This is a genomic window from Pseudomonas sp. 2024-210 (assembly GCF_045062345.1).
Classification (GTDB): Bacteria; Pseudomonadota; Gammaproteobacteria; order Pseudomonadales; family Pseudomonadaceae; genus Aquipseudomonas.
Genome location: NZ_JBJGEJ010000005.1, coordinates 211042 through 231928 on the forward strand (window position 1 = coordinate 211042; position 20887 = coordinate 231928).

15 protein-coding genes are annotated in these 20887 nt (G+C 55.1%); 6 read left to right on the forward strand and 9 right to left on the reverse strand.

The window, feature by feature from the left end; all coding sequences use genetic code 11:
* Positions 1 to 183: 183 nt before the first annotated feature.
* The 3 genes from ACI7MX_RS09920 to ACI7MX_RS09930 all read right to left on the reverse strand — a co-directional run bounded on the left by ACI7MX_RS09920 (position 184) and on the right by ACI7MX_RS09930 (position 4958).
* Positions 184 to 1506, reverse strand: a complete 1323-nt coding sequence (locus tag ACI7MX_RS09920; RefSeq protein WP_405587140.1) for an MFS transporter — start codon at positions 1504 to 1506, stop codon at positions 184 to 186.
* A 359-nt stretch (positions 1507 to 1865) separates the two neighbouring features.
* Positions 1866 to 3200: a sigma-54 dependent transcriptional regulator gene (locus ACI7MX_RS09925; RefSeq protein ID WP_314489918.1), complete on the reverse strand. Its 1335-nt coding sequence runs from the start codon at positions 3198 to 3200 to the stop codon at positions 1866 to 1868.
* A gap of 3 nt (positions 3201 to 3203) precedes the next feature.
* Positions 3204 to 4958: an ATP-binding protein gene (locus ACI7MX_RS09930; protein WP_314489920.1), complete on the reverse strand. Its 1755-nt coding sequence runs from the start codon at positions 4956 to 4958 to the stop codon at positions 3204 to 3206.
* 159 nt (positions 4959 to 5117) lie between these two features.
* On the opposite strand from ACI7MX_RS09930, the gene ACI7MX_RS09935 reads away from it, so the two are divergent.
* Positions 5118 to 11732 (forward strand): NEL-type E3 ubiquitin ligase domain-containing protein, encoded by a 6615-nt coding sequence (locus tag ACI7MX_RS09935; protein WP_405587136.1) that lies wholly within the window; start codon positions 5118 to 5120, stop codon positions 11730 to 11732.
* On the opposite strand, the gene ACI7MX_RS09940 is transcribed toward ACI7MX_RS09935, so the two are convergent.
* Positions 11729 to 12493 (reverse strand): 4'-phosphopantetheinyl transferase superfamily protein, encoded by a 765-nt coding sequence (locus tag ACI7MX_RS09940; protein ID WP_314489925.1) that lies wholly within the window; start codon positions 12491 to 12493, stop codon positions 11729 to 11731. The two genes, ACI7MX_RS09935 and ACI7MX_RS09940, sit on opposite strands and share 4 nt — an antisense overlap.
* A gap of 149 nt (positions 12494 to 12642) precedes the next feature.
* Here ACI7MX_RS09940 and ACI7MX_RS09945 point away from each other — a divergent pair, with 149 nt between their 5' ends.
* From ACI7MX_RS09945 to ACI7MX_RS09955, 3 genes are all read left to right on the forward strand, one after another.
* A complete protein-coding gene (locus ACI7MX_RS09945; RefSeq protein ID WP_122784656.1) occupies positions 12643 to 13320 on the forward strand; it encodes a response regulator in 678 nt (225 codons plus the stop codon).
* Complete coding sequence (locus ACI7MX_RS09950) at positions 13317 to 14666, forward strand: ATP-binding protein (RefSeq protein WP_314489926.1); 1350 nt, start codon at positions 13317 to 13319, stop codon at positions 14664 to 14666. The genes ACI7MX_RS09945 and ACI7MX_RS09950 overlap by 4 nt, the downstream gene beginning before the upstream one ends.
* A gap of 455 nt (positions 14667 to 15121) precedes the next feature.
* Entirely contained in the window at positions 15122 to 16456 is a 1335-nt protein-coding gene (locus tag ACI7MX_RS09955; RefSeq protein ID WP_314489928.1) for a dicarboxylate/amino acid:cation symporter, read from the forward strand.
* 48 nt (positions 16457 to 16504) lie between these two features.
* Here the strand turns inward: ACI7MX_RS09955 and ACI7MX_RS09960 are convergent, their stop codons facing one another.
* Together ACI7MX_RS09960 and ACI7MX_RS09965 are read right to left on the reverse strand one after the other, a co-directional pair.
* On the reverse strand, positions 16505 to 16999 hold the full coding sequence (locus tag ACI7MX_RS09960) for a SprT family zinc-dependent metalloprotease (protein ID WP_314489930.1): 495 nt from the start codon (positions 16997 to 16999) through the stop codon (positions 16505 to 16507).
* Between the two features lie 73 nt (positions 17000 to 17072).
* Positions 17073 to 17675, reverse strand: coding sequence for a Yip1 family protein (locus ACI7MX_RS09965; protein WP_314489932.1), 603 nt, complete (start codon positions 17673 to 17675; stop codon positions 17073 to 17075).
* Between the two features lie 243 nt (positions 17676 to 17918).
* On the opposite strand from ACI7MX_RS09965, the gene ttcA reads away from it, so the two are divergent.
* Positions 17919 to 18746 (forward strand): tRNA 2-thiocytidine(32) synthetase TtcA, encoded by an 828-nt coding sequence (gene ttcA, locus ACI7MX_RS09970; protein WP_314489933.1) that lies wholly within the window; start codon positions 17919 to 17921, stop codon positions 18744 to 18746.
* A 15-nt stretch (positions 18747 to 18761) separates the two neighbouring features.
* Positions 18762 to 19433, forward strand: a complete 672-nt coding sequence (locus ACI7MX_RS09975; protein WP_314489935.1) for a DNA-3-methyladenine glycosylase I — start codon at positions 18762 to 18764, stop codon at positions 19431 to 19433.
* Here ACI7MX_RS09975 and ACI7MX_RS09980 read toward each other — a convergent pair.
* The 3 genes from ACI7MX_RS09980 to arsC are packed head-to-tail and all read right to left on the reverse strand — an operon-like array spanning position 19417 to position 20796.
* Positions 19417 to 19848: a DUF2069 domain-containing protein gene (locus ACI7MX_RS09980; protein ID WP_405587128.1), complete on the reverse strand. Its 432-nt coding sequence runs from the start codon at positions 19846 to 19848 to the stop codon at positions 19417 to 19419. The two genes, ACI7MX_RS09975 and ACI7MX_RS09980, sit on opposite strands and share 17 nt — an antisense overlap.
* Positions 19841 to 20446 (reverse strand): NAD(P)H:quinone oxidoreductase, encoded by a 606-nt coding sequence (gene wrbA, locus ACI7MX_RS09985; protein WP_405587125.1) that lies wholly within the window; start codon positions 20444 to 20446, stop codon positions 19841 to 19843. The genes ACI7MX_RS09980 and wrbA overlap by 8 nt, the downstream gene beginning before the upstream one ends.
* Positions 20443 to 20796 carry an arsenate reductase (glutaredoxin) gene (gene arsC, locus ACI7MX_RS09990; protein ID WP_405587122.1) on the reverse strand — a complete coding sequence of 118 codons (354 nt, stop codon included), beginning with the start codon at positions 20794 to 20796 and terminating at the stop codon, positions 20443 to 20445. Before arsC ends, wrbA begins: the two co-directional genes overlap by 4 nt.
* Positions 20797 to 20887 lie beyond the last annotated feature (91 nt).

Consider the following 20887-nt stretch of genomic DNA (forward strand, 5'->3'; position numbering starts at 1 on the left):
CCTCTTACGGGTTCTGAATGCTTGATAATCCCTTCGCGGGACCTACTCAAGGCAGTCGTGAACTGAGAGTGGGTTGAAATTGATAGTGGGCTAACTGTATTAACGGGCCATTAATTTTGGGCATGAGCCAAAAGAAAAAACCCGGCCGGGGCCGGGTTTCTGAAGCGTTGAAAGGTAAAATGCTTAGTCTGTTTCGATTCGCGAGTGCTTGCGTGTGTCTTTCATGGTCACGTAGACCATCAGGGAGCAGGCAATACAACCGGTCACATACCAGTAGTAACCGGTTTCCATGCCCGAGCTTTTAAACCACAGGGCGATGTATTCGGCCGTACCGCCAAAAATCGACACCGTCAGTGCATATGGCAGGCCCACGCCCAACGCACGAATTTCGGTAGGGAACAGTTCCGCTTTCACCACTGCGTTGATTGAGGTGTACCCGCTGACAATGATCAGCGCCGCCATGATCAGGAAGAACGCGCCCCACCATGTGGTGATGGTGTGCAGTGTGGTCAGTATTGGATACGTGAATAGGGTGCCCAAGACTCCGAAGGCAATCAGAATCGGGCGTCGCCCAATTTTGTCTGACAGCCCGCCCACCAGCGGCTGAATGCACATGAACAGAAACAGCGTGGCGGCAGAAATGGTTGTGGAGTCCGAAATACTCATCCCTACCGTATTCACCAGGTATTTCTGCATGTACGTGGTGTAGGTATAGAACGCCAACGTCCCGCCCATGGTCAGGCCCACGACGGTCAACAATTCTTTTGGATGACGCATCAGGGTGCGCATGGCGCTTTCTTTAGGTTTGGTTTTGACCTTTTTGAACGACTCGGTCTCTTCCATGCCACGTCGTAAGTACAAGGCGACCACAGCGCACAGCGCGCCGATCACAAACGGAATACGCCAGCCCCAGCTGTAGAGCTGCTCTTCAGTCAGGGTTTGTTGCAGCACGATCAACACACCCAGCGCGATGAGCTGACCGGAGATGAGGGTCACGTACTGGAAACTGGAGAAGAAGCCGCGACGTTCTTTGGTGGCCATCTCACTGAGGTAAGTGGCCGAGGTGCCGTATTCGCCACCGACGGACAAACCTTGCAGCAGACGGGCAAACACCAGCAGGACGGGCGCCCAGACACCGATGGTTTCGTATCCGGGAGACAGTGCAATCAGCAGCGAGCCGAAGCACATCAGCAGAACCGAAGCCATCAATGCCGCTTTGCGACCTTTACGGTCTGCGTACAGGCCCATCAGCCAGCCGCCGATAGGGCGCATCAAAAACCCCACGGCAAAGATGGCCGCGGTATTGAGCAATTGGGCGGTGGTGTCGCCTTTGGGGAAAAAGGCCTTGGCGAAGTACAGCGAAAAAGCGGCGTAAACGTACCAGTCGTACCACTCGACCATATTGCCGACGGAACCACTGAAGATGGATTTGATGCGGCTGGAAGTGGTTTTGACTTTTGGCGCCGCAGACGCGGCCCCGGCAGGCAGGGTGCTTGAATTGTCCATTGAATGGATCCTTTTTTTCTTGGTTTTGTTATAGCGCGACAAAACGCGAGCTTGCGGGGCTATAGCAGGAGTTGTGCCAAGACTAGAAGGCCCGGTTTATTGGGGCGAATGGCAAGGAGTGAGCGGAAATCCGCTGATTCTCATGAAGTGATGAGCGGAAATCCGCCGATCATCTCAAGCCCCTCTAGTCCCTCACCCCAGCCCTCTCCCAGAGGGAGAGGGGGCTAATTGGTGGTGCTATCTAAGCCGCGTGCGGTCAGTCCCTCTCAGAGGGCTTAGAAGGTAGGCGGGCATCTTGAACCCGCGCGCGGTCAGTCCCCTCTCCCTCTGGGAGAGGGCTAGGGTGAGGGTGGCAGGGATTACTCGATCATCAAAAACGTCTCACGCACCAACCCATGACGTTGCATTTTTTCATTCAGCGTGCGGCGCGGCAGTTGCAGCTCGTGTAGCACCGCTTTGATATCGCCTTTGTGCCGCGTCAACGCCGCCCGCAAACACTGCGCTTCAAAGGCTTCCTGTTGCGCAACCAGCGATTGGTCCGCGTCGATGTCCTTGGACTGAGGGGTGTCTAAACCCAGTACGTGACGTTCGGCGACGTTAGCCAGTTCACGCACATTACCCGGCCAGCTGTGGCACAGCAGGTACGACAGTTGCGCCCCGGTCAAGGCCGTTGCACTGCGTCCCAAGCGCTGCGACGCATGGCGTGAAAAAGCGTCATAGAGCATGGGAATGTCTTCGCGACGTTCACGTAGCGGTGCCAAGCGCAACTCGGCCACCGTCAGGCGATACGCCAGATCTTCACGAAAACGCCCAGCGCGGGCCTCGTCAAGAAGGTCGGGCTTGGTCGCTGCAATCACCCGCAAGTCGACATGGATGCTCTGGTTGGAACCCAGTCTTTCGAGTTTTTGTTCCTGCAAGACCCTCAGCAGTTTGGCTTGCTGCGCCAGTGGCATGCTCTCAATTTCGTCGAGAAATAACGTGCCGCCGTCGGCGTATTCCAGCTTGCCAATGCGCTTGCCCTGCGCGCCGGTGAATGCACCGTTTTCATGACCAAACAGCTCGGCCTCAAACAAGTGCTCAGGTATGGCTGCGCAGTTCAGGGCCACAAAGTGTTTGTCGGCCCGCGGGCCAAAATCATGCAGGCAGCGGGCAACCAACTCTTTGCCACTGCCGGTTTCACCGCGTATCAGCACGTTTACCGGCAAGGGTGCCAAATCAGTGATTTGTCGGCGCAGGGTCTGCAAGCTGCTCGAAACGCCGAGCAACCGCCCCTCTATCTGTTCGCGCCGGTCGGCCTGCTCGTGCAAACGGCGGTTTTCCAACACCAGTTGGCGCTTTTCCAGCGCGCGTCGCAGGGTGCTTAACAACGCCTCAGGGCTGAAGGGTTTTTCGAGAAAGTCATAAGCGCCGTTGCGCATGGCTTCAACGGCCATTGGCACATCGCCGTGCCCGGTCAGCATAATGACCGGCAGGTCCGGGTCAACCTGCTGCAAGCGGGTCAACAGGGCTAAACCGCCCATGCCCGGCATACGTACATCACTGACAATCACCCCGGCAAAGTGCGCTGGCAACAGGCTTAGGCATTCTTCGGCACAGCTGAACAATTGCACCTCAAAGCCGCTCAGACTTAGCCATTGCTCAACGGCACTGCGAATGCTGGCCTCATCATCAATCACGATTACCGAGTTGAGCATGCTTCATGATTCCTGTGCGACAGGCAGCGTCAGCGTGAACTGCGCGCCATCGGCATGATTAGAAGCGGTCAGGCGACCGCCGATTTCGTGAACAATGGCGTAAGAGACGGCCAAGCCCAAGCCCAATCCTTCGCCGACAGGTTTGGTGGTGAAAAAAGGATCGAAGATTTTACTCAAATGCTCATCGCAAATCCCGCCACCGCTGTCACTCACGGTCAAATACCACCGTTGTTGGTCGGCCTTGATGCGCACTGCCAACTGTTTGCAGGGTTTGTCGTGCAGAGCGTCCAGTGCATTGCGCAGCAGGTTGATGAGCACTTGCTCCAGACGGATCGCATCGCCGCGTACCCACGCCGGGCGTATCAGGTCAACTTTCAGGTCGATGGACTCCTCGTTCAGTCGAGGCGCCAGCAAGTGCAAGGCTTGATCGACAACGCTCGCGAGATCCAACCTTTCGCGCAAACCACTAGGGCTTTGCCGGGCGTAAGTTTTTAGATGACCCGTGAGTGCGGCCATTCTGGTTAGCATTTGTTCCAGCGGTATCAGCGCTTTGTAGGCCTCTTCGATACGGCCGTGATCCAGTAGCAGACGCAGGGTCGCCAATTGCATGCGTTGAGCCGTCAGCGGTTGATTGATTTCATGGGCCAATGCCGCCGACATTTGCCCTAATGCCGCGAGTTTGGCAGATTGCACAAGGCCATCTTGCGCAGTACGCAGATCGCGGGTACGGGCCTCAACCAATTGCTCAAGCTCCTCACGGTTGCGCTGGCGTAAGCGCGCCAGTCGCCACCGTTGCAGTAAGAAAAGCCCCAGAAATACAAGTGCCAACCACAGACCCGCCGCAGCCAGAGCAGCATTGCGGGTATCTTCGGCCAATATCGCCGGACGCCGCAGCAAGTGCAGTGTCCAGCCCTCGGGGTTCAACGCATGGCTGCCCCATAAATAGTCAACAGGGCCCTCGGTGCTGTCGACTCGTGTCAAGTAGCTGTTATCGGCAAAACTGTGCAAGGTGTTGACGGTAATCCGCCTAAGTGGCTGTTTGTCGTATTGGCGTGTCAGGGCAATCTCGCTGAGATCACGGTCATTCAATTCACGCAGATGGCCGTAGCGCCAGCCGGGCTGATTGGCGAGAAACACAACGCCGCGTTTATCACTGACCAGCAGCGTGTCTTTACCCAGGCTCCACTCGCGTTCCAGCTCGGGAAACTCCAGCTTGACGACCATCGCTCCCAAAAACTGGCCATCGGCAGCGTAAATAGCGCTGGACATAAAGTAGCCAGGAATTCCACTGGTCACGCCCACTGCATAAAAGCTGCCGGTGCCCTGGCTTCGTGTCTGGCTAAAGTACGGACGGAAGGCGTAGTTGTGACCGACATAGCTGTGTGTGGTTCTCCAGTTACTGGCCGCCACGGCCAAGCCGGTGCTGTCCAGCAGCTCGAGCGTTGAGGACTGCGCAGCGCCGTTTATACGTTCCAGTTTGCGATTGAGCTGTGCCTGAACGTTGGGCGTGACGGGCTGGGCCAGCGCCGAGATTAGCTCAGGGTCAAGCGCCAGCACGACAGGCAGGGCGCGATAGCGCTCTATGACGGTGTGCAACGAGTTTGCATACAAACTCAATTGTTCCGGACCACGTCGAGCGATTTCTTGCAGGGCGTGCTGCTTTGCCTGGCGCATGGCCAAACTGCCTGCGGCGATGGCGCCCATCAGAATCAACACGGTATACAGCGCCAAACGCAATATTCGGGACGTGAGTGGCATAGGGAGCAGCGCGCTTTCAAGGGGCGCAAACCTTAACATGACGACAGCAATAGGGTGGAGGCGGGCACCTTTGATTATTTTTTCGGGTGACTATTTATCTACGCCATCGCGAGCAGGGGTCATCGCTACTTTGGGTCAATTGCCCAAGGAGATCTGAAAATGACGTCCCCAATTCCCCCTGTGCGCCTGCGCGCACCGTTGCTTCTGTCCAGTACACAGTGGGCAGAAAAAGAAGCCCTTTCTCACCTGCTTACCATTACCGAAGAAAACTTCGCTGTACTGACAGATGAAGAGAGAAGACGCTACCCCCAGCTTAATCGTGACTCTCAAGCGGCGACCAAGGCGGTCGACGATGAGATCAAACGTATCAAGGATGTGTTTAAAACCACTCACATTGCAGAGCTAAAACGTGAGCTGAAGACTCTGCTAGGCCAGGATATCGACCCTGATCAGGCGCGGATCTATACGCGTTATCGTGAAAATATCGTCGAAGAAGATTTTATTGAGGTCATGACGCGCATGACTCAGGGGCAGCCCTCTGCGCAGGGAGGCACATACACGTTCGTTCCTCCGCGCACGACCCGTGCACTGGATGAAGCCAAGTTTAAAGAGCACGTACGTGTTGTGAGTTTATGGGATACCGCGTGCGAGAATTTCAGTTATCGCACCGATTCAGTTTTGCTCAAGCCCTTCAGCTATGAGCAAGCTAGCCATATCGATTACAACAGCCGTTTAAAGGGTCACCCTGCAGGTCCTTTTATAGCGATAGTGCGCAAAATGGACTTGGGCACCAAGCTCAAAGTCTTGCTGGACGAGGCTGCAGGCGCTAACGGTTCATTGACGAAACGGGTCATTGCCTCGGCTAAAGCAACGTTTGAATTCGAATTGTTGGAAGCGTTTCGAAAAAGCTTCGATTCAAAAGTGCTTCGCGAAGGCCATGATCAATTGCTCCGCATGTTGAAGGGGGAAATCGCTCCTCACATATGGCCGGTTTCAATTGGCCTGATTAAAAGAAACCCGTTTATCAGTCCTCCCGTGCCCACGGGTGATAACGGCAGGTTGCTGTTCGGTTTGGGCTCTGAATATGCCTTCGTCGGAACCAATGAAATGCCGCTACCTCTGTTCATCATCAAGGTGGAACAGGTTACGGGTGTTTTCAGTTATTTCCCGCAGCGCAAGGGTGGGGCGCTTTTATGGCATAAAGATGTAGAGCGCGCGTTCAATCACTTTAAAGAGCAGGTCAAGCGAGACGCTGGTACTCACCAGCTCGGCTGGCTTCTCAAGCATTTGGCGTTAAAAGACTTGAGCGCTTTTATCAAGTTGCTGGGTGATGAGCCCAGGCCTCAGGGAATGTCGTGGCTGGCCGGTATTATGTATGACAGTTTTGCGGGGGTATTTCCCGAACCCGACCTAAATAGCTTGCAAGTCCATGTCGAAGTAAAAGAAAGCCCTTCACTGCCTCTCGCGCGAGCAATTGCTGATCGCCAGCTTCGACGTTATCGCGCCAATCTCAATCTGTTGGCAACCAGCACAGCTGATCAAGACTGGAAAGCTTTCAAGGAGGCCTTGGCCGACCTCGCAGGAGAAGTCCTGAGTTTGCTGACCACACCTGTGCCCGGCGGTGTACTGGGGCTTAACAAGCTTATGCAGGGCGCAGTTTTCGGTTCTTTGTCTTACAGTTTCTTGCAAGGTTTGAGGGAGGCATTCAAAGGCGAAGCCAATACCTTTGCCAGCGCCCTCAACGATACGGCCGATCTGCTCATCAGCGGCCGACTGATCGGTGTTGCCTCCAGGTTACACCGCCAGCGCATGCAATCCTTATGGACGACCCTGGGTCGGCCACGCAAAGTCATCTTGCCAGACGGAACCGTTGATTTATGGCGCCCCGATTTAGGTCCCTATTCGCACTTGGATGCGGGCGCTATCGAGCACCTGACGCCCACCGCAGATGGCCTGTATGAGATCAATGGAAAGTTGTTCGCCAAGGTACAGGAGGGTGATCAGAGCTTAGTAGTTGAAGTGACTTACGACACCCACGCCAAGCATTACATCTTGAGATCGGCAGATGCCCATGCCTTCAAGCCTGCAGTGAAATTCGAGGCGGATCGCCAGGCATGGGGGCTGGTGCTTGACGATGTACAGGCACTGGACGCTCAGCAGCTGTTGCAGCGCATGTTACCCATCGACACCCGACACGACACCGAGGTGACTGGCCTTGCGCGCACTCTGGATATTACGGCTGCCACCCGAGAGCAACTCCAAGGCGTCTGGCAAGGCGATCCGGTTCCGGGACCATTAGCCGATGGCGTACGGCGGCTATTGGCAGACAGGCTGATTGATCAAATCATCAGTGATTTGCCCTTGCGCGGGGAAATGCCCGTAAACGCTGACAGTGCGGTTTTTGCCGTGTTGACCCAACTGCCTAACTGGCCCGCCGACACCGTGCTGGATGTGTTAGATCATCATGGGCAATTAATCGAAACCTATGGCAAGGATTATCGGCCGGGCACCCCGCTTCATCGCGTTCAGCTCAAGCGTCTCGACAATGGCGGGTATGTGGCGAGCGATGCTGTTGCCCAAGGCAGCGCTCAAATAGAGCAGATGTTCACATTGATCCTTGATCAACTTCCGCAAACAGCAACCCTGGGGCTTGAGAGTAATCCCGACATCAGCAAGGCAGGAAGAATTGCCCTGGTGCGAGAACAAATAGCCATCATGGCCAGGGAGGAGAAGCACGTGCTGTTCGATGCCCTCACGCGGCTTGAAGGCCACACACGCAGCGACCCTGCTGCCAGCTTAAGTCCGGGCAAAAAATATTTACCGCTGCTCTACCCACCGATCTCGGACACCACGACACCGTTGCTGGCCAAGTTGCACGAACTCAACGCCTCGTTATCTATTGAGTGCCTTGAGCAGTTGCTGATTGCCCATCCGTTTAACGCACGAGACGTGACGCGGGCGCTGGAGCAAAACTCCCAGCCGCTCCCGTTTACCCATGCGGCGAACCGATTGAAAGTCAAACTACGCGTGGATCAAGTGCTGGACGCTATTTATCACCGACGGGTTTTCAACCTCGACAGTGATCGATGGGTACGTGAATTCGCTCGGGGCGTTTTAGAGGACAAGCTTGACCGCAGGCTGCTTATTACTGATCCGGACAGTTCAGCGCAAGTCGTTTCCCGACCAGACGAAAGGGCCGTTCTACTTAAACATCACGGCAGTGGGACGTATGAGGCAATCAGCTCGCTCACTGGCAGAAGTACTACCTTCACGTTGACGCCGGACAGTTTTTTTCTTGCGCTCAGTCAGTACCTCAATCATGAGGAGCGATTGGCACTGGGCATGGAGGGCGGTGCCAGCATTGCCGGCTTGCGCAAGACCTTGGCTGATGCCCTGCTGAGTAATCGTGAGGCCAATGGCGAGGTAAACCTTTGGGACAGGACCACCGTTCAATACGAACAAAAGATCACCTTGGCGAATGATCCGCCCCAGGGCGAGCTAGGGCTCTACGAGATACAGGGCAAAAAATATGTGTCTCTGTATGGCGCGGTGTATCGGGTGGAGTTTGATACCACGCTCCTCCAGTGGCGCATGGTTCACCCGGATAAAGTGGGCGTCAATACGCCTGTTCTGGAGCACAACTACGATGGCGCATGGCGGCAGAAAACCGACAATCCGCAGCGCTGGTCCAAGCATCAACTCTTGCGTCGTTTACGGGCCGAGCCCGTCACTTTTAGCGATGAAGTGGGCGATCAAATCATGGCGGTCAGCAATACCAGTGAGGGCGTGTTGCTTCAGGTTCATCTCAATAACCTTAAGCCGCCACCTTTGTTGATCGATACGCTCAAGCGCTTCCGGATCGAGGACAACATCAAGGCATTCGTCCATAAAATGCAAGCCCACCACACCCTGACCGGTGCGCGAGCCGACTTTCAACTGTTGCTGATTCAAAGCTTGCCCGGTTGGCCACAGAGCAAAGTGCTGCGCATCGTCGACGCGCAAGGCAATACCCTGAAAGAGTATGGAAGTGATCTGAGCGATAACTTGACACGTATTCAAGTCAATGCGGGTGAGATGGATAAAGGTCGGCTGCTGCGTACGGTTGTGTTGGCTCTGAACGAGACCGAAACCCGTACATTGCTGGGTGAATACGACCCGGTGGTCGAATCACGCATGCTTGCCCTCGCCAAGGGGATTGCAACGCATGCGCTTAAACGCGAAGCCAATTTTTTCAAATCGATTTACGAGAACCAGGAGCACAGTGCTGACCCTCATGTGATGCTTGTTCAAAAGCATTACCCCCTCTTGCCGAAAAGCGTCATCGAGAATCTGCTCATTCATACGAGCGCCACGGAACGGACCCATTTTCTCGATAAAAACATGATTCCTCCTCGGTTGGCTGAGCAGATCACCTGGACGCTCAGGGAAGTGCGCCTAACACGAGCCTTTGAAGGTTTGTATTTGGACGCAACAGTCTCTGCGGACAGCGAAAAGATCACCTTGCATACGTTGCAGTCATTACCGGGCTGGCCTCAGTCCTTGCGACTGGAAGTGCGTCGCAACGAACTCGGTGGAGAGCTGATAGACAGCATTGGCACTGAGCAATTCGACAATTCGCACGTACTGGTCAAACGGGATGAGCGTTATCTTGCGTATTCCCGAACTGGCCAACCGATCAACGAGACGTCTGTCATCAACAACAACTTATTGTCTTCCATTTTGCATTTACTCAAGCCTGAAGAGCATAGGGCTATTGGGGTCAAAGACAGCAGCGATGTTCAGACACTGGGCGAGAAAATAAGTGAGCAGGCTCACAAAGATCGGGTCAAAGTTCAAAAACTGCTGGGCCTGGAGCCGCCTCTTCCTCCACGCATACCGCCCATGAATGTCGATAGCTCGTTCATTGCCTATCCACTCACAGTCAGCCTCGATGGCTCCAGCCACTCCATCGTAGTGTTGCGTCAAGTCCGCACGTTGTATCCAGGTTTGAACTATGAAGGAGCTGTGCGTTTTCTGGACGATCTAGGTGGCACCGAAGCGTCCCAACTCGGTGTATTGGCGCAGAATATGATTCAGTTTAATACCCTGCAAACTCAATTGAATGCATGGGCTCAGGTCGAGATATACCCAACTGGGACCAGTCATGTTGGAATAGTAGCCCCAGGCCACAGGCGTCAGGTGCTTGTGCGAATCATACGCGCATGGCGCAGGGAAACGCCCGATCTGCAAGCGCCTGACGGCACTGTCATTGGGCCGGTACTCGATCTTCATGGTTTTGATGTGGGTGATCTACCCGCTATTACGGGTGATTTCAGTCATATTCGTGCGCTGCGAATGGACTCCATGAATTTACGTTCAGGGTCTAACGAATTTTTGAGTCGCTTCACCCAACTGCACACTCTCAGCATGTCGAACAACCGTCTAATCAGTTTTCCGCATGCCATTTCGAATATGCCGGATTTGAGGTCAATAGAACTTTCACACAACTACATTTCTCTCACGGCTGAAATGGCAGAGCAGTTGACTAATCGGCCTCAGCTAGAGGCGCTTTTCTTGGATAACAACTCAATAAGTGCCCCGCTGGACGTCAGCCGAATGACTGCTTTGCGGGAGTTGAGCCTTGAGCGTGCAGAAGTGAGCGTTTTTCCCGACGGATTATGGACGTTGCCTCACCTTGAACTTGCGAATTTGCGGCTTAATCAAATTACCAATGTCCCTTTGGCGGTATTTGATGTGCAAATGCCTGCAAATGCTAATCGCGCTGTCAGGCTGGCAGGTAATGCTTTATCAGATGAAAGCCGCGACAGGATCATTACTTACTGGGGCGAGACCGGGATCAATTTTGGCTATATTCCGGCTGTTGCTCATTCGATTGACCTGAGGAACATTCTGCGTAATGCAAAAAATATCTTCCCTTGGCTAATGGCGAGCTTTAACGCTGCCCAGCGACAGGAAAAAGCGCAGAAATGGGCCCTGCTTGAAGGGTTTGGCAATGAATCCGAGAAGTTCTTCCACTTGTTGAGTTTCATGGTGGCGGACAAACCGAAATTCACGCCCAGGGCATGGGATTTATTGATAAATCGGGTGTGGATATTAATCGATCAAATGTTCGCCGACACCGTACTTCGGGATGTGCTGTTCAAGTCGATTTTTTACGATGAACGCACTTGCGGGGATGGCGCGATGATGATGTTGGAGAATATGGAGATCCAGGTTTTGATCCGTCAGGCCGAAATGTCTGCTGCAGATGGGCAGATTGAAATGCCATTGTTCAAATTAGCCAAGCAGCTGTTCAGGCTCAGGCAAGTCGACAAGATGGCTGACGCTGTAGTGCAGGAGCAAATTAAAGCCGGTCACATGAGGGATGTCGCGGAAGTGCAACTGTTGTTCCGTGTGGAACTGGTTGAATCGCTCGACTTACCCACACAAACCCGCGAAATGATTTACCAGTTAATCGTGGCTGATTTAATCCCGAAGGTGCATGAAGCGCGTGACAACGTGCGGGCTATGGACGGCTCTCCGGCATTTATGTACTCCATCAGGCAAGAGAAATTCTGGCGTGAATTTCTAAAAAACAAATACGCCGAGCGTTTCGAGCCCATCGAAGCCGAGTTCTTGAGTGACTATCAGAAACTCTCAGCAGAGGAAGGGCTTTCGCCAGAGGTGGAACGCGAGCGAGGGCAACACCTCACCGATGAGCGCGATCAGAAAGTTGAACGGTTGATTGAAGAGCTGACTGTGCAAGCCTATCAGTCCTCTGTAAATCTGGGCTAAAGCCTAGGTTTACGTGTGGAGGCGACAGGGGCGGTGTCAGCCCTGATCGCCACCACACTGAGCAACTGCCCTTCAAACAGAACACACTGTGCATCGAGTTCGCGGCCGTGATACCACTCGGCAGACAGGTCGGTGAGTAAGCGCAGGCGTACAGCACCCTCCTGCGACCAGCTCAGGACTTCGGCGTGTTCAAAATAGAAGCGTTTTTGCACCAGCGGATAGAGGGCCTTAAACAGGCTTTCTTTGACCGAAAAGGTCAGGGTCACGAGGTGCGCCACGCAGTGTGCGGGTGTGGATGCCATGCGCTGCAGTTCAGCCGGTGTGAGAATCTCCTTGGCGAGGCGCCGGGCGCGTTCATCTGTGAGCAGGTTTTCGAGATCAATGCCTACACTGGACCAATGCCTTTTCAATGCAACCAGTGCGGCTGCACGGCCATTGCTGTGGGTGATTGATCCGCCTATATGCGCTGGCCACTGCGGTGCACGGTCTTCGCCAATGCCCGGTGTTGCAAGGGTGCCATCCAGTTGCAACACCGCTTCGCGGGCGCACAAGCGTCCAGCCAGATATTCGGCTTGGCGTTTGGCAACCGAGCGTTGAATACTGGCGGGCATCGCAACGGCTGTGCGTGCAAAGTCATCGTCAGTGAGCTGTGCCGGGTTGAACTCAGTGCTTACCCATACGCTGTCTGGCAGCGCTTGGGGCAAAGGCCAGTCGGTGCGCAATGGGGTGCAACAAGCGGGCAGGGCGAAGGGTCGATTCATGGCGGGCATTTTGCCGGGTCTTGAGCAGGCTGGGTAGCCTAAGATGAGCGGTGCATGTTCAGAGTCTGTTCAGGGCCAACCCCGTATGGTGGCCCTGTGCAATGGGGGATGAGGTCTTTAGGGACTCGGATTTGGCTTGGGAGAGCGTGATGAAACTGCTGGTGGTTGAAGACGAGGCGTTGTTGCGCCATCACTTGCAAACCCGACTCAGCGAACGAGGTCATGTCGTGGAGTCGGTGGCCAATGCCGAGGAGGCGTTGTACCAGAGTGAGCAGTTCAATCATGATTTGGCCATGATTGACCTCGGTTTGCCCGGTATGGGCGGGCTTGACTTGATTCGCCAACTGCGTGCCCGGGGCAAGACGTTTCCGATTCTGATTCTCACGGCCCGTGGCAACTGGCAAGACAAGGTGGAGGGGCTGGCGGCTGGCGCTGACGATTACGTGGTCAAGCCGTTTCAGTTTGAAGAACTCGAAGCACGGCTTAATGCCTTGTTACGACGCTCCAGCGGCTTTACTCAATCGACCATAGTGGCGGGCGAGCTGGTGCTGGACATCAATCGCAAGCAAGCGGTCCTTGAAGGAGAGCCGTTGGCGCTGACGGCCTATGAATACAGAATCCTTGAATACCTGATGCGTCATCACCAACAGGTGGTGGCCAAGGACCGACTGATGGAACAGCTTTACCCGGATGACGAGGAGCGTGATCCGAATGTGATCGAGGTGCTGGTCGGGCGCCTGCGACGCAAGCTTGAGGGGGCAAACGGCTTTAAGCCAATCGATACCGTGCGGGGGTTGGGGTACTTGTTCACTGAGCGCTGCCGATGATTCGTTCGCTTCGCATTCGACTGATGCTGGCGGCTACGTTGTTGGCGGTGTTGTTTATGTTGGCCTTGTTACCGGCCATGCAAGGGGCGTTCAGCCTGGCACTCAAAGATGCCATCGAACAGCGACTGGCATCGGACGTGACCACGCTGATCTCGGCGGCACGTGTCGAAAAAAACACCTTGAAAATGCCGGCGTTACTACCGGATGAGCAGTTCAACCTGCCGGACAGTCGCCTGCTCGGCTACATCTATGACCGTGAAGGCCACCTGGTATGGCGCTCAAGAGCCACTCAGGAAGAAAGCATTAATTACAGACCGCGTTACGACGGGCGCGGTAATGAGTTTGCGAGCATCCGCGAAGACAACGGTCAGGAATTTTTCGTCTATGACGTGGAGGTCAAGCTGCTGGGCGGCAAAAGCGCTGCCTTCAGCTTTGTAGCGTTGCAACCGATGCGCGAATACAACATGACCTTGGCCGGGCTGCGTGAAAACCTGTACTTGGGGTTTGGGGCCGCTTTGTTTGTTTTGCTGGCGCTCTTGTGGATTGGTTTGACCTGGGGGTTACGTGCCTTGCGACGCTTGAGTCAGGAGCTGGACCAGATAGAAAGCGGTGAGCGTGAAAGCCTCAGTGAACAGCATCCTCGCGAATTATTGAGATTGACCGGTTCCCTGAACCGTTTGCTGCAAAGCGAGCGTGAACAGCGCGCGAGGTACAGAGACTCACTGGATGATCTGGCCCACAGCTTGAAAACCCCGTTGGCAGTGTTGCAAGGGGTCAGCGAAAGCATGGCCCAGCGGCCGCGAGATCGTGAACAAGCGTGGGTGCTGCAAACCCAGATTGAACGTATGAACCAACAAATAAGCTACCAACTGCAACGGGCCAGTTTGCGTAAAAGCGGTTTGGTGCGCCATCAGGTCGAGCTACTGCCGGTGGTAAAAAGCCTGTGCGATACGCTGGACAAGGTGTACCGAGACAAGCAAGTCAAGGTCAGTTACGACATCCCGGAGATGAGTCACGTGCCCATCGAGCAAAATGCTCTGCTGGAACTGTTGGGCAACTTGCTGGAAAACGCTTACCGTCTGTGCCTTAGCCAGGTGCGCATCAGCCTGCATCGAAATGCCCATGGCATTGAAATCTGCGTTGAAGACGACGGCCCTGGCGTACCGCCGGATCAGCGAGCGCGAATTCTTCAGCGTGGCGAACGTCTTGATCGCCAACACGCAGGGCAGGGGATTGGCCTGGCGGTGGTTAAAGACATTATCGAAAGCTACGACGCACAACTGACCCTGGATGACTCCTCACTGGGCGGGGCGGCGTTTCGGATTCATTTCCCCGCTGCGAACTGATTCCCCCCTTAAAACCTGACACCCGTAGTCGCTGCCGAGGAACGAAGGCTGCGATCGAGTGCGCAGCGCTCGCCAATCAATCACTCCTCGATCTATCAGCCTGAACGGGTACTCAGAGTTTTTCAGCCACTCTCGCACTGTCGCAGCCTTTGCTCTCGTCAGCGATGACGATGACACTCCGCTAAGGCGGGAATCCGCCATCTCATGCCTTCTTAACCTCACAAAGGGCGGAAATCCGCCAGCTACAGCCCTGCTGTCTTGTAGGGTATTTCAAGAAGGGCTAACAGAATCAGCCCTTTTCCCATCTTGGCCCGCCGCTTGCAGTAAGCCTGAGAGGTCTGCCGTTAGAGCAGCTCGCCACAACAAATCCCTCCAAGTGCAGGAGGGTTCGCGCTTTAGGCGTCACCGGTCTCAGATGGAATGATGATTGAGTGATGCACTTGAGGAACTTTGCAATGACGACTCGTCAGCCACTGTACAAATCCCTGTATGTGCAAGTGATCGTAGCTATCGCTATCGGCATTTTGCTCGGTCATTACTACCCGGAAACCGGCGTAGCACTCAAACCACTGGGTGATGGCTTCATCAAATTGATCAAGATGGTCATCGCGCCAATCATTTTCTGTACGGTGGTGAGCGGTATCGCTGGGATGCAAAGCATGAAATCGGTCGGCAAGACCGGCGGTTATGCCTTGCTCTACTTTGAAGTGGTATCGACCATTGCACTGCTGATCGGCCTGGTAGTCGTAAACGTGGTTCAACCGGGCGCAGGCATGCACATTGATGTGTCTACGCTGGACGCGACCAAGATTGCTGGCTACGTCACCGCCGGTGCTGATCAAAGCATTGTCGGCTTTATCCTCAACGTCATTCCGTCGACCATCGTGGGCGCCTTTGCCAACGGTGACATCCTGCAAGTGCTGATGTTCTCGGTCATGTTCGGTTTTGCCCTGCATCGCCTGGGTGCCTACGGCAAGCCGGTGCTGGACTTTATTGATCGCTTTGCCCATGTGATGTTCAACATCATCAACATGATCATGAAGCTGGCGCCCCTCGGTGCTTTGGGTGCCATGGCTTTCACCATTGGTGCTTACGGCGTCGGTTCGCTGGTGCAGTTGGGCCAGTTGATGATCTGCTTCTACATCACCTGTGTGCTGTTCGTGTTGCTGGTTCTGGGCAGTATTGCCCGCGCTCACGGTTTCAGCGTGATCAAACTGATTCGTTATATCCGTGAAGAGCTGTTGATTGTACTGGGCACCTCCTCGTCGGAATCGGCATTGCCTCGCATGCTGGTGAAGATGGAGCGTCTGGGGGCGAAGAAGTCGGTAGTTGGCCTGGTGATTCCAACCGGCTACTCGTTCAACCTCGACGGTACGTCGATCTACCTGACCATGGCGGCTGTGTTCATCGCTCAGGCGACTGACACGCACATGGACATTACTCATCAGATCACCCTCTTGCTGGTGCTGTTGCTGTCGTCCAAAGGGGCTGCTGGCGTGACCGGTAGCGGCTTCATCGTATTGGCAGCCACCCTGTCGGCGGTCGGCCACTTGCCGGTTGCCGGTTTGGCGCTGATTCTGGGTATCGACCGCTTTATGTCCGAAGCGCGTGCCCTGACCAACCTGATCGGTAACGCAGTGGCGACACTGGTGGTTGCCAAGTGGGTGAACGAGCTGGACGAAGACAAACTGCAGGTCGAGCTGGCCAGCGGCGGTAGCCCGCTGACTGATATGCGCCCGACTGACGACTTGGGTGTGCCAGAAGGCCCGGCACCGTCGACGCTGAAGTAAGTTTGGCCCTATAAAAAAAACCATCTTCGGATGGGTTTTTTTTGCTGTTTATTCGACCCGGGTTTCGCCGCTGAACACCAGCGTATTGCGACAACGACGACACAGGTAGCCACGGCCTTGCTTGACCAGGCCGTGGCGCTGGGCAGAAAACACGAAGTCGCTGTCCGGGCAAGGGCATCGATAGATATAGCGCGTGGCGGTACGCCGCTTGATGGCGTACGTGTGGCAACGATTGGGCGGCAGCTCATACACCCCCCGCATGATCAACTGCCACTCCTCACCGTGGGCGCTGATGCGGTCACCAAATAGTTGGTGAGCGATCAAGTGGGCGACCTCATGGGCCACCGTTTGCTTGAGGAAATCTTCGCTATTTTCGCGGTACAGCTGCGGATTGAATCTCAGCAGGTTTTCATGCAAATGGGCGACGCCAGCTTTTTGTCCGCGCAGTTTGAAACTGACCACCGGGCGTTTGAAAGGCCGTTTGAAAAACACTTCGGCCTGTTTGAAACAGTCTTCGACACGTGTATTGAGCAACTCGGGCATGCTGTTCGGTTCTCCAGAGGCGGTGATTATGCCGCAAGCCGCAAGGTTTCCGAACCTGTGAAGTGCCCAGCGGTCAGTTGGTGTACACCGGCCCGACCCCCATTCCCCAGACGATGACGGTAAAAGCCAGCATCGATACCAGCACGACCAGGCCCACCGCCAACACTGAGCTTGAAAATAGAAAACCTTCGTCAGGGTCAATGTTCATAAACGTCGGCATGCCTATATAGAGCAAATACACCGTGTAGCAAATTGCAGCGATACCCACGAGCATGCCGAACCATAAATGCGGGTAGAGCGCAGCCAGCCCGCCTATAAATAATGGGGTTGCGGTGTACGTCGTGAACGCCACACAGCGCGCCATGCTCGGTAGTGCGTCATAGGTGCGGGCCATCCAATGAATGAATGCGGCCATGACTCCTACACCTGCGAGCATCGACAGATACGACATCAGCGTCATCCACAGTGCACTCTCGACCGTGAGCATGACCGGTCCGTTGTTAGCGATGACCCAACCCAGCTGAGTCGTGCCAATAAACGCAGAGACCGCAGGGATGGCCGCCAGAATCAGGGTGTGTGTGAGGTACATGTGGCCAATGCTTTCTTGCGCGTCACCGCGTATTTGGCGCCACTCCTGATCGGGGTGGGTAAACAGTCCCACAACATGATTAAGCATGACGATCACTCCTGCATAAGCCGCACCCCCAGTGGGACGCGTATACCCGTGGGTTTGCGTTCTTAGTTCGCAGTATAGGAAAGGTGGTGCTGAATAAAAGCTGACGCTTAAGAGCATCTTGTACTGTCAATTGCAGGCTTAATCGCGTTGCCCTCTTTCGCGCTAAGGAGGGGGGCTTCGTGCAACGGACAATTTTGGGTAAAATCCCCGGCTTTTGGTCTTAACTCGCGGAATTGAAGCGCTATGGGCAGTTTTTCGGTCTCTCAAATCAAACTCCAGAAACGCCTGCGTCGATTGACTGGTGAGGCGGTGGCTGACTTCAACATGATCGAAGACGGTGACAAGGTGATGGTCTGCCTGTCGGGCGGCAAAGACAGTTACACGCTGTTGGACGTGTTGTTGCACCTGCAAAAGGTTGCGCCGATTTCGTTCGAGATTGTCGCCGTGAACATGGACCAAAAGCAGCCGGGCTTTCCAGAAGACGTATTGCCCGCCTACCTGAAAGCGTTGGGTGTGGCCTATCACATCGTTGAAAAAGACACCTATTCGGTGGTCAAGGAATTGATCCCGGAAGGCAAGACCACCTGCTCCCTGTGTTCACGACTGCGTCGCGGCACACTGTATACCTTTGCTGACGAGATTGGTGCCACCAAGATGGCACTGGGGCATCATCGAGATGACATCGTTGAGACCTTTTTCCTCAATATGTTCTTCAATGGCAGCCTTAAGGCCATGCCGCCCAAATTGCTGTCTGATGATGGTCGCAATGTAGTGATCCGGCCGCTGGCCTACTGCAACGAGAAAGACATTCAGGCGTATTCGGACTTGCAGCAGTTCCCGATCATTCCCTGCAACCTGTGCGGTTCCCAGGAGAACCTGCAACGTCAGGTGGTCAAGGACATGCTTCAGGAGTGGGACCGCAAAACTCCGGGCCGCACCGAGAGCATTTTCCGCAGCTTGCAGAACGTTAACCCGTCCCAGTTGGCGGACCGTAGCCTGTTTGATTTTGCCAGCTTGAAAATGGATGAAACGGCGACGCCGCGTTTCGTCAATCTGCTTAACCTGTCGTAATCAAGAGGAGGGGGCATGCGCGACTACACATGGCTGCACGAATACTGTTTGAACCGCTTTGGTTCTGTAGCCGCTCTGGAAGCCGAATTGCCCGTACCGCGAACCCCGGCGCAATTACGGGCCATTCCTGACGACCGATATTTGTCGACCTTGGCGTTGCGCGTTTTTCGAGCCGGGCTCAAGCACAGCGTAGTTGACGGCAAATGGCCGATATTTGAAGAGGTGTTCTTTGGTTTTGATCCTGAAAAAGTAGTGTTGATGGGCGCTGAGCACCTTGAAAGGTTGATGCAGGATGCGCGGATTATCCGCCATCTGGGCAAGCTCAAGAGCGTGCCGCGCAATGCGCAAATGGTGCTGGACATCGCCCACGAGCACGGCAGCTTCGGCGCGTTTATTGCGCAGTGGCCGGTCACAGACATAGTGGGGTTGTGGAAGTATTTGGCCAAACATGGGCATCAGCTCGGTGGGTTGTCGGCGCCGCGCTTCTTGCGCATGGTGGGTAAAGACACCTTTGTGCCGAGCTACGATGTGGTCGCGGCACTCAATGCCCAGAAACTGGTCGACAAGGCGCCGACCAGTTTGAGGGATTTGGCCATTGTGCAGAATGCTTTCAACCAGTGGCATGCCGAAAGCGGTCGGCCGATGTGCCAATTGTCACAGATGCTGGCGTTTACGGTGAATCACTGACGGGGGTGCCTTCACCTGACAAGCGCCGATCTAACTGGTAGCGCCAGCGTACATACAGCATGGCACTGATAAACACCGCCACGCTGACGGTCATTTCCAGAAAGCCAAAGAGCTGGCGGTTTGGGTCGAACGCCGCCAGTGCGCCTTTTATCAAGTACAGATTGATTACGTAGCAGGTGAAAGAGTGGCCCCGTGCGCTGCCCAGCAACATGCCGGGCAACACAATTAGCAAGGGCACCAGTTCTATCAGCAGGATCACCCATGGGCGTGCGCCATGCAGGTTGGCGAATGCCAGGTAGTAAACGCACAGCAACCCGATCAGGCCCAAAAAGCACACCAGACTCAAAACCCGCATCAGCCTCACCCGTGGCGCCAGCCACGCGATGGAAGGCAGCACCTTGGGCTTTTTAGCCACGGCTGTGGTCCAGCTTCATGGCCGTCTCTGCCAAACGCTTGCCGAGCGCCCGGCACAGGGCTATTTCATGCTCGTCCAGTTTGCGCTTGCCATCGGCGCCGGCGTGATGGCTTGGGCCATAAGGCGTGCCGCCGCCTGTGGTGTTGAGCAGTGCCGACTCACTGTAAGGCAGGCCGGTGATGAGCATGCCGTGGTGCAACAGCGGCATCATCATCGACAGCAGAGTCGTTTCTTGTCCACCGTGCAGGCTGGCGGTCGAGGTGAAGACGCCAGCCGGTTTGCCCACCAGTGCGCCGGTCAGCCACAGGTTGCTGGTGCCATCCAGAAAGTACTTGAGCGGGGCTGCCATATTGCCAAAGCGGGTCGGGCTACCAAGGACTAACCCTGAGCAGTGCTTCAAGTCATCCAGACTGGCATATACCGCGCCTTCGGCTGGAATGTCCGGGGCGACGGCTTCGCACTCGGTGGAAATAGCCGGGACAGTGCGCAAGCGCGCTTCCATGCCCGCCTGTTCAATGCCGCGGGCAATGTGCCGGGCCATTTCAGTGGTCGATCCATTACGGCTGTAATACAGCACCAGAATGTAGGGCGTGCTCATGGCAGGATCTCCAGGATTTTTTCCGGTGGGCGACCGATGACGGCTTTATCGCCAGCGACCAGAATCGGCCTTTCGATCAGCTTGGGGTGGGTAGCCATCGCCTGGATCAATTGGGCTTCGCTTAGGCTACCGTCAGCAAGGTTAAGGGTTTTGTATTCCTCTTCGCCTGTACGTAGCAACTGACGGGCGCTTATGTTCAGTTTGCGCAGCAGGGCGCTCAGTTGTACGGCTGTCAGCGGCGTGTCCAGGTAACGTACAACCGTTGGCGCCAGGCCTCGGGCTTCGAGAAGTTCCAGCGCACCGCGCGATTTCGAGCAGCGCGGATTGTGATAAAGCGTCAGATCGGTCATGTGCGGGTCGCTTCTTGCGTAAGGTGGCGGCTATTCTACCCGTCTGACGACTCTGCCTGAACCGTGCGCGGTTATTCAGCGCTGTCACTTG

Coding starts and splice junctions, on each gene's coding strand:
- ACI7MX_RS09920 (WP_405587140.1), bottom strand. CDS start 1,506: ATGGACAATTCAAGCACCCTGCCTGCCGGGGCCGCGTCTGCGGCGCCA.
- ACI7MX_RS09925 (WP_314489918.1), bottom strand. CDS start 3,200: ATGCTCAACTCGGTAATCGTGATTGATGATGAGGCCAGCATTCGCAGT.
- ACI7MX_RS09930 (WP_314489920.1), bottom strand. CDS start 4,958: ATGCCACTCACGTCCCGAATATTGCGTTTGGCGCTGTATACCGTGTTG.
- ACI7MX_RS09935 (WP_405587136.1), top strand. CDS start 5,118: ATGACGTCCCCAATTCCCCCTGTGCGCCTGCGCGCACCGTTGCTTCTG.
- ACI7MX_RS09940 (WP_314489925.1), bottom strand. CDS start 12,493: ATGAATCGACCCTTCGCCCTGCCCGCTTGTTGCACCCCATTGCGCACC.
- ACI7MX_RS09945 (WP_122784656.1), top strand. CDS start 12,643: ATGAAACTGCTGGTGGTTGAAGACGAGGCGTTGTTGCGCCATCACTTG.
- ACI7MX_RS09950 (WP_314489926.1), top strand. CDS start 13,317: ATGATTCGTTCGCTTCGCATTCGACTGATGCTGGCGGCTACGTTGTTG.
- ACI7MX_RS09955 (WP_314489928.1), top strand. CDS start 15,122: ATGACGACTCGTCAGCCACTGTACAAATCCCTGTATGTGCAAGTGATC.
- ACI7MX_RS09960 (WP_314489930.1), bottom strand. CDS start 16,999: ATGCCCGAGTTGCTCAATACACGTGTCGAAGACTGTTTCAAACAGGCC.
- ACI7MX_RS09965 (WP_314489932.1), bottom strand. CDS start 17,675: ATGCTTAATCATGTTGTGGGACTGTTTACCCACCCCGATCAGGAGTGG.
- ttcA (WP_314489933.1), top strand. CDS start 17,919: ATGGGCAGTTTTTCGGTCTCTCAAATCAAACTCCAGAAACGCCTGCGT.
- ACI7MX_RS09975 (WP_314489935.1), top strand. CDS start 18,762: ATGCGCGACTACACATGGCTGCACGAATACTGTTTGAACCGCTTTGGT.
- wrbA (WP_405587125.1), bottom strand. CDS start 20,446: ATGAGCACGCCCTACATTCTGGTGCTGTATTACAGCCGTAATGGATCG.
- arsC (WP_405587122.1), bottom strand. CDS start 20,796: ATGACCGATCTGACGCTTTATCACAATCCGCGCTGCTCGAAATCGCGC.